This window comes from Sphingomonas sp., assembly GCF_042091075.1.
Taxonomy (GTDB): domain Bacteria; phylum Pseudomonadota; class Alphaproteobacteria; order Sphingomonadales; family Sphingomonadaceae; genus Sphingomonas.
Window position 1 is genome coordinate 1 of sequence record NZ_JBELIE010000186.1, and the last position, 6138, is coordinate 6138.

Annotated in this window: 6 protein-coding genes; 5 read left to right on the forward strand and 1 reads right to left on the reverse strand. The window is 67.3% G+C overall.

The genetic code is table 11. The features are described from left to right. The first annotated feature begins 46 nt into the window (after nt 1-46). The 4 genes from pgl (at nt 47) to eda (ending at nt 4363) form a co-directional block, all read left to right on the forward strand. A complete protein-coding gene (gene pgl, locus ACFDSW_RS14685; RefSeq protein WP_375251023.1) occupies nt 47-751 on the forward strand; it encodes a 6-phosphogluconolactonase in 705 nt (234 codons plus the stop codon). 136 nt (nt 752-887) lie between these two features. Continuing rightward, on the forward strand, nt 888-2717 hold the full coding sequence (edd, locus tag ACFDSW_RS14690; RefSeq protein ID WP_375251018.1) for a phosphogluconate dehydratase: 1830 nt from the start codon (nt 888-890) through the stop codon (nt 2715-2717). A 75-nt stretch (nt 2718-2792) separates the two neighbouring features. Beyond that, on the forward strand, nt 2793-3761 hold the full coding sequence (gene glk, locus ACFDSW_RS14695; protein WP_375251019.1) for a glucokinase: 969 nt from the start codon (nt 2793-2795) through the stop codon (nt 3759-3761). Next, nucleotides 3758-4363, forward strand: coding sequence for a bifunctional 4-hydroxy-2-oxoglutarate aldolase/2-dehydro-3-deoxy-phosphogluconate aldolase (gene eda / locus ACFDSW_RS14700; RefSeq protein WP_375251020.1), 606 nt, complete (start codon nt 3758-3760; stop codon nt 4361-4363). The genes glk and eda overlap by 4 nt, the downstream gene beginning before the upstream one ends. 61 nt (nt 4364-4424) lie before the next feature. Here the strand turns inward: eda and asd are convergent, their stop codons facing one another. Beyond that, nucleotides 4425-5291 carry an archaetidylserine decarboxylase gene (gene asd / locus ACFDSW_RS14705; RefSeq protein WP_375251021.1) on the reverse strand — a complete coding sequence of 289 codons (867 nt, stop codon included), beginning with the start codon at nt 5289-5291 and terminating at the stop codon, nt 4425-4427. A 38-nt stretch (nt 5292-5329) separates the two neighbouring features. Between asd and ACFDSW_RS14710 the strand changes: the two genes are divergently transcribed. After that, nucleotides 5330-6138: aminotransferase class III-fold pyridoxal phosphate-dependent enzyme (locus ACFDSW_RS14710; protein WP_375251022.1), on the forward strand; the 809-nt coding region annotated here is incomplete at its 3' end.

A 6138-nucleotide genomic window follows, 5' to 3' on the forward strand; every position in this document is an offset into this window, starting at 1 on the left:
CTTGGCCGGGCGGCTCCTCAGGGCGAACGGTAACTGGAAAGTACATATGACCGAGATCGAATGGTGGGAATATGACGACGCGGCCGAGCTGGCCGACGCGATCGCGGGAGATATCCAGTTCGTCATCGAAAGCGCGATCGACGCGCGCGGGTCCGCGGTCGTGGCGCTGGCGGGAGGGAAGACGCCCTTCCCCGCTTATGAAAGGCTCGCCAAGGCGAAGCTCGACTGGAAGCGGGTGACGATCATTCCCACCGATGAGCGGATCGTTCCGCTGGGCGACGCCTTGTCGAACGTCACCGCGCTGGGCAAGATCTTCATTCCGAAGGGCGCGCGCGTCATCCCGATCGTCCCTAAGGCGGTTGACGACTATAAGGCGGCGGGGCGGTCCGCGGATGCGCTGCTGGGCGATCTGCACTGGCCACTGGACCTCTGCCTGCTGGGTGTTGGCGGGGACGGACATACCGCCTCGATCTTCCCCGGCCCCGATTACGACGAGGCACTGAGCGGCCCCAGGGAACGCCGCGCCCTGGGCGTGATGCCTGACCCGCTGCCGCCCGAGGCGCCTGTGGCGCGCGTGTCGCTGACCAAACAGGGCATCGTCACCGCGCGCGCGCTGATGCTCGCGGTAACCGGCGACGCCAAGCGCCGGGTGATCGAGGACGCGATCAAGGAAGGCGCCGGTTCACCCTATCCGATCGGCCGCGTGCTTGCCGACGTCGAGCTGCCTGTCGATATTCACTGGTCGGCATAACGCCGCAATTCCATATGGTCGCCATGGCCGTCGGGCTTGTCCCCCGCGCGGCGGTGGCCCACAGCTACCCGCCGCGAGCCCGCGCGGTCGCAGAGGCCGGGCATCGAGCGTCCCGGCACGACGAGGAGTCGAGCCTATGAACCCCGCCGTCAGTACGGTCACCGACCGTATCATCGAACGTTCGCGGCCGACTCGCGCGGCCTATCTGTCGCTGATCGAGCGCGAGCGCGATGGCTGGATCGGTCGGCCGCGGCTTGGCTGCGCGAACCTGGCGCATGCCTATGCCGGCACGCCGGAGGACCGCGACGCAATGACGTCACGCCATCAGGCAATGAACATCGGGATCGTCACCGCCTATAACGACATGCTGTCGGCGCACGCGGTCTATTACCGCTATCCGGAACTGATGAAGGTCTGGGCGCGAGAGGTTGGCGCGACCGCGCAGGTGGCGGGCGGCGTGCCAGCGATGTGCGACGGGGTGACGCAGGGCTATCCCGGCATGGAGCTATCGTTGTTCAGCCGCGATACGATCGCGCTGTCGACCGCGATCGCGCTGAGCCATGGAACGTTCGAAGGGGCGGCGCTGCTGGGCATATGCGACAAGATCGTCCCCGGCCTGCTGATGGGGGCGCTACGTTTCGGCCATCTGCCGATGGTGCTGATACCGGGCGGCCCGATGCCCTCCGGCCTGCCCAACAAGGCCAAGGCGGCGGTGCGCGAACGCTTTGCCGAAGGACAGGCAACGCGCGAGGAACTGCTCGACGCGGAAATCCAGGCCTATCACACGCAGGGCACCTGCACCTTCTACGGCACCGCCAACACCAATCAGATGATGATGGAAGTGATGGGGCTGCACATGCCCGGCGCCGCCTTCGTCAATCCGCACACCAAATTGCGGCAGGAACTAACCCGCGCCGCCGTGCACCGGCTTGCGTCGATCGGCGTTCATGGTGACGATTATCGCCCGCTGGGGCATTGCGTCGACGAAAAGGCGATCGTCAATGCGGCGGTCGGACTGCTCGCGACCGGCGGATCGACCAATCACCTGCTGCACCTGCCCGCGATCGCGCGTGCGGCGGGGATCATCATCGACTGGGAGGATTTCGATCGCCTCTCTGCCGCGGTGCCGCTGCTCGCGCGTGTCTATCCCAACGGATCGGCGGACGTGAATGCGTTCGAAGCGGCCGGCGGCATGCCGTTCGTCATTCGCGAGCTGCTTGACGGCGGATTTCTGCACCGCGACCTGATGACGATCGCGGGCACCGATTTGTCGGCCTATGGCGAAACGCCGGTGATCGACGACGACAGGCTTTCATGGCGCCCCGCCGGACCGAGCGGTGACGAGACGATCCTGCGCCCCGCCGCGACGCCCTTCTCCGCCGATGGCGGCATGCGCATCCTGCAGGGCAATATCGGCCGCGCCTGCATCAAGGTCTCGGCGGTCGAGCGGGAGCGCTGGATCGTCGAGGCACCGGCGCGCGTCTTCGCCGATCAACTGGAGGTGATCGAGGCATTCAGGAACGGTGAACTGGAACGAGACGTCGTCGTCGTCGTGCGGTTCCAGGGCCCACGCGCCAACGGCATGCCCGAACTCCACAAACTGACCCCGCCGCTGGGGGTGCTTCAGAACCGCGGATTCAAGGTCGCGCTGGTCACCGACGGGCGCATGTCGGGTGCGAGCGGCAAGGTGCCGTGTGCGATCCACTGTTCACCGGAGGCGCTGCCCGGTCATTCGGGCGCGGGCGGAGCGATCGGCCTGATCCGTGATGGTGACCTGATCCGGGTCGATGCGGAGGCGGGAACCCTCGACGCGCTGGTCGACGCCGCGGAATGGGCGGCGCGCGAACCAGCGATCGCGCCGCCCCCCGCGACCGGCATGGGCCGGGAGCTGTTCGGCATCTTCCGTGGTCTGGCGGACGAGGCCGAAAAGGGTGCGAGTGCGATCCTGGCGGGCGCCGGGCTCTGATATAAACGTCGGTCCACGCAGCCGGGATCGGGCCTGCGGCCAAGTGACGATCGCAACGGGAAGGGAAACGGACATATGCAGGTCGTAGCGGTGGACATCGGGGGCACCCACGCGCGCTTCGCGATCGCGGAGGTAAGCGACGGTCGTGTCGTCGCGCTGGGTGAGCCGGTGACGCTGAAGACCGCCGAACATGCCAGCCTGCAAACCGCGTGGGAGGCGTATCGCGCGCAGCAGGGCGGCACCTTGCCGACCTGCGCGGCGCTGTCGGTCGCTTCGCCGATCACCGGCGACGTGATCCGGCTGACCAACAACCCCTGGGTCATCCGTCCCTCGCTGATTCCCGAGCGGCTGGGCGCGGACGTCTATACGATCGTCAACGATTTCGCCGCCGTCGGCCATGCCGTCGCGCAATTGCCCGATGACGATTTCGAGCATCTGTGCGGGCCGGACGTGCCGTTGCCGGCTGAGGGGGTGACGACGGTGTGCGGACCCGGTACCGGACTGGGCGTCGCGCAGGTGCTGCGTTACGATTCCGGGTATCGGGTATTGCCCACCGAGGGCGGGCATATGGACTATGCCGCGCTCGACGGGATCGAGGATGCGATCCTGCGCCGGCTGCGCAAGACATACACCCGCGTGTCCGCCGAGCGCATCGCCTCCGGCCCCGGTATCGTCGCCATTTACGAAACGCTCGCCGAGCTGGAGGGGCGCGCGGTGCGTCATATGGACGACAAGGTGATCTGGACAGAGGCGCTGGAGGGCACCGACTCGCTTGCCCTGGCCGCGCTCGATCGCTTCTGCCTCGCATTGGGAGCGATCGCGGGCGATCTTGCCCTGGCGCATGGCGCTGGCGGCGTGGTGATCGCTGGTGGCCTGGGGCTGCGCATCAAGGACAAGTTGCTGCGCTCCGGCTTCGATCAGCGTTTCGTCGCGAAGGGCCGCTTCCAGCAGCTGATGGCGAAGATTCCCGTCAAACTCATTACCCACCCGCAGCCGGGCCTGTTCGGGGCGGCGGCGGCCTTTGCGCAGGAGCATACCCGTTGAGCGACATCGCCACCGTCATGCAGACCAGCCCGGTCATCCCGGTATTGGTGATCAACGACGCCGCCCAGGCACGTCCCCTCGCCGAAGCCCTGGTCGCTGGCGGGCTGAAGGTGCTGGAGGTGACGTTGCGCACCCCCGCCGCGCTCGACGCCATTCGCGAGATGAAGCAGGTGCCGGGGGCGATCGTGGGCGCCGGCACCGTCGTCACCACCGAACAGGTCGCACAGGTGAAGGCCGCCGGCGCGGAGTTCATCGTGTCGCCTGGCCTGTCGCAGCCTCTCGGCGCCGCGATCGCCGATGCCGGCATTCCATGGTTGCCGGGCGTCGCCACCGCCGGTGATATCATGCGCGGGCTGGACATGGGCCTGTCGCATTTCAAATTCTTCCCGGCGGAGACGAGCGGCGGGATCAAGGCGCTGAGGGCGCTCGCCGCCCCCTTCTACCAGTGCAAATTCTGCCCGACCGGGGGCATCACCGAGGCGACCGCGCCAGACTGGCTGGCGATCGATCCCGTCCTGTGCGTTGGCGGCAGCTGGGTTACCGAGGGCACGCTGCCCGAGATACAGCAGCGCGCCCGGGCGGCGGCGAGCTTACGGGGCTAGAACGGGTCTCCGTCAGCTGGCGGCACCGACATCCTCGTCGCCTGTGGGGGATAGCAAGCGATCAGCGCTGATCGATGATCGCCAGTCGTTCCCCGGCACGGATCGGCGCGCCCTCGATCAGAGTAGGCGCCAACGAGATGCCGCGCGGCAGGATGACGATGATCGTCGAGCCATGTTCGAACCAGCCCATTTCGTCACCCTTGGCGACCGCCACCTCGCAGGGCGTCCGCCCCGGCCCGCGTTCGCGCAGGTTCCGCTCGGTATCGAGAAAGGAGAGCCGGATACTGGCCACCAGGATTGCCGCGACGGGCACCAGCAGCAACGGCAACGCCGTTCCCTGGAGCCGCGCTTCGATGACGGCGCGCTCGTTGCGGCAGAACAGCCGCTCCACCCGGCGTAGCGCGATCGGATTCACGTTCCAGCAGTCGCCGGAAAGATAGGTGACGCCCTCCACGGTCAGGTCGGCGGGGGCGTGGAAGCGATGGTACATCGCCGCGGTCAGCCGCAGCGTCACAAAGGAACCGTCGCGAAACCGCTCGGCCAGTGCCGCGTCCGGGATCAGTTCGTCCAGGCGATAGGGATAGCCCTTCACCTGCCACACCCCCTGCCCCGCAATTTGTCCATGCGCGCCCACAATCGCATCGCAGGGGCTGGCGAGGACGGCCGGATCGGGATCGACCGGTCGCGCCCCAGGCTTGAGCCGGCGCACGAACCCGTCGCGCAACGATCGAAACCGCGTGGTCGCCGCGTCGGACAGATCGACATCGCTGAAAAAGCGCCACGCAGCCAGCGCCGGCCGGGCCACCAGCGGATGTTCGATCGCGGCGATCCGGCCGACGATACGGGTAGCCCAGCGGCGCGGCAGGCGATTGGTTAGCAGGAAATTCAGATCCTCCTGCATCAGCAAACGAAGGAAAGCCGATCGCATTGTCACACCTGCGTCATCGAGAGGGAGTGAGAGGCGGCATGATCCGGAACCGCTATGCCGCCCTTCTGGGCACTGCCGCCGCCACATTGTTCGCCGCGCCCAAGCTGCATGCCCGCTGGCGTCTGTCGCGCGCGAAGCATCCGGGGCCCGCCGGCCATGTCCGCATGGCCAAGCGCATGGCCACGCAGGTGCCCGCCTATGACCATCCGGAAGCGCGTTTCTTCCGCGTCGATCGCTGCGACGATGCGGTCGCGGTGCGACGTCAGGAAGGGTTTCGGCGCCTGTCCGAACTGTACGCCACGCGTTTCGCCAAGACCCTGGCGCTCACCGCCGCGACCCGGCCCGGGCTGTCGGATCTGCAGTTCACCGGGCGCTATCGGGTGCCCTTCCCGTTCAGCGCGGTGGTGCGCGAGAAGCTGCCGTCGGGCGCGTTCCTCGAACGGTCGGACGGTGCCTGGCTGATCGATCTCGACGGCAATCGCCTGATCGACCTGACCGGCTCCTATGGCGTCAACCTGTTCGGCAACGATTTCTACAAGGCGACGATGCGCGAGGCGCTGGAGACCGCCGAGCCGCTTGGCGGCGTGCTGGGCGCCTACCACCCGGTTGTGGCCAGCAATGTCGAGCGGCTGCGGGCGCTGTCCGGCCATGATGAAGTGTCGTTCCATATGTCCGGCACCGAAGCCGTGATGCAGGCGGTTCGGCTGGCGCGTTATCATACCGGGCGTCGCCGCCTCGTGCGGTTCGCGGGCGCCTATCATGGATGGTGGGGCGATGTGCAACCGGGGATCGGCAACCCCGTTCCCGCCGATCACACGCTGACCCTGGCGGATATGTCGGAGAAGAC

Coding starts and splice junctions, on each gene's coding strand:
- edd (WP_375251018.1), top strand. CDS start 888: ATGAACCCCGCCGTCAGTACGGTCACCGACCGTATCATCGAACGTTCG.
- asd (WP_375251021.1), bottom strand. CDS start 5,291: ATGCGATCGGCTTTCCTTCGTTTGCTGATGCAGGAGGATCTGAATTTC.
- pgl (WP_375251023.1), top strand. CDS start 47: ATGACCGAGATCGAATGGTGGGAATATGACGACGCGGCCGAGCTGGCC.
- glk (WP_375251019.1), top strand. CDS start 2,793: ATGCAGGTCGTAGCGGTGGACATCGGGGGCACCCACGCGCGCTTCGCG.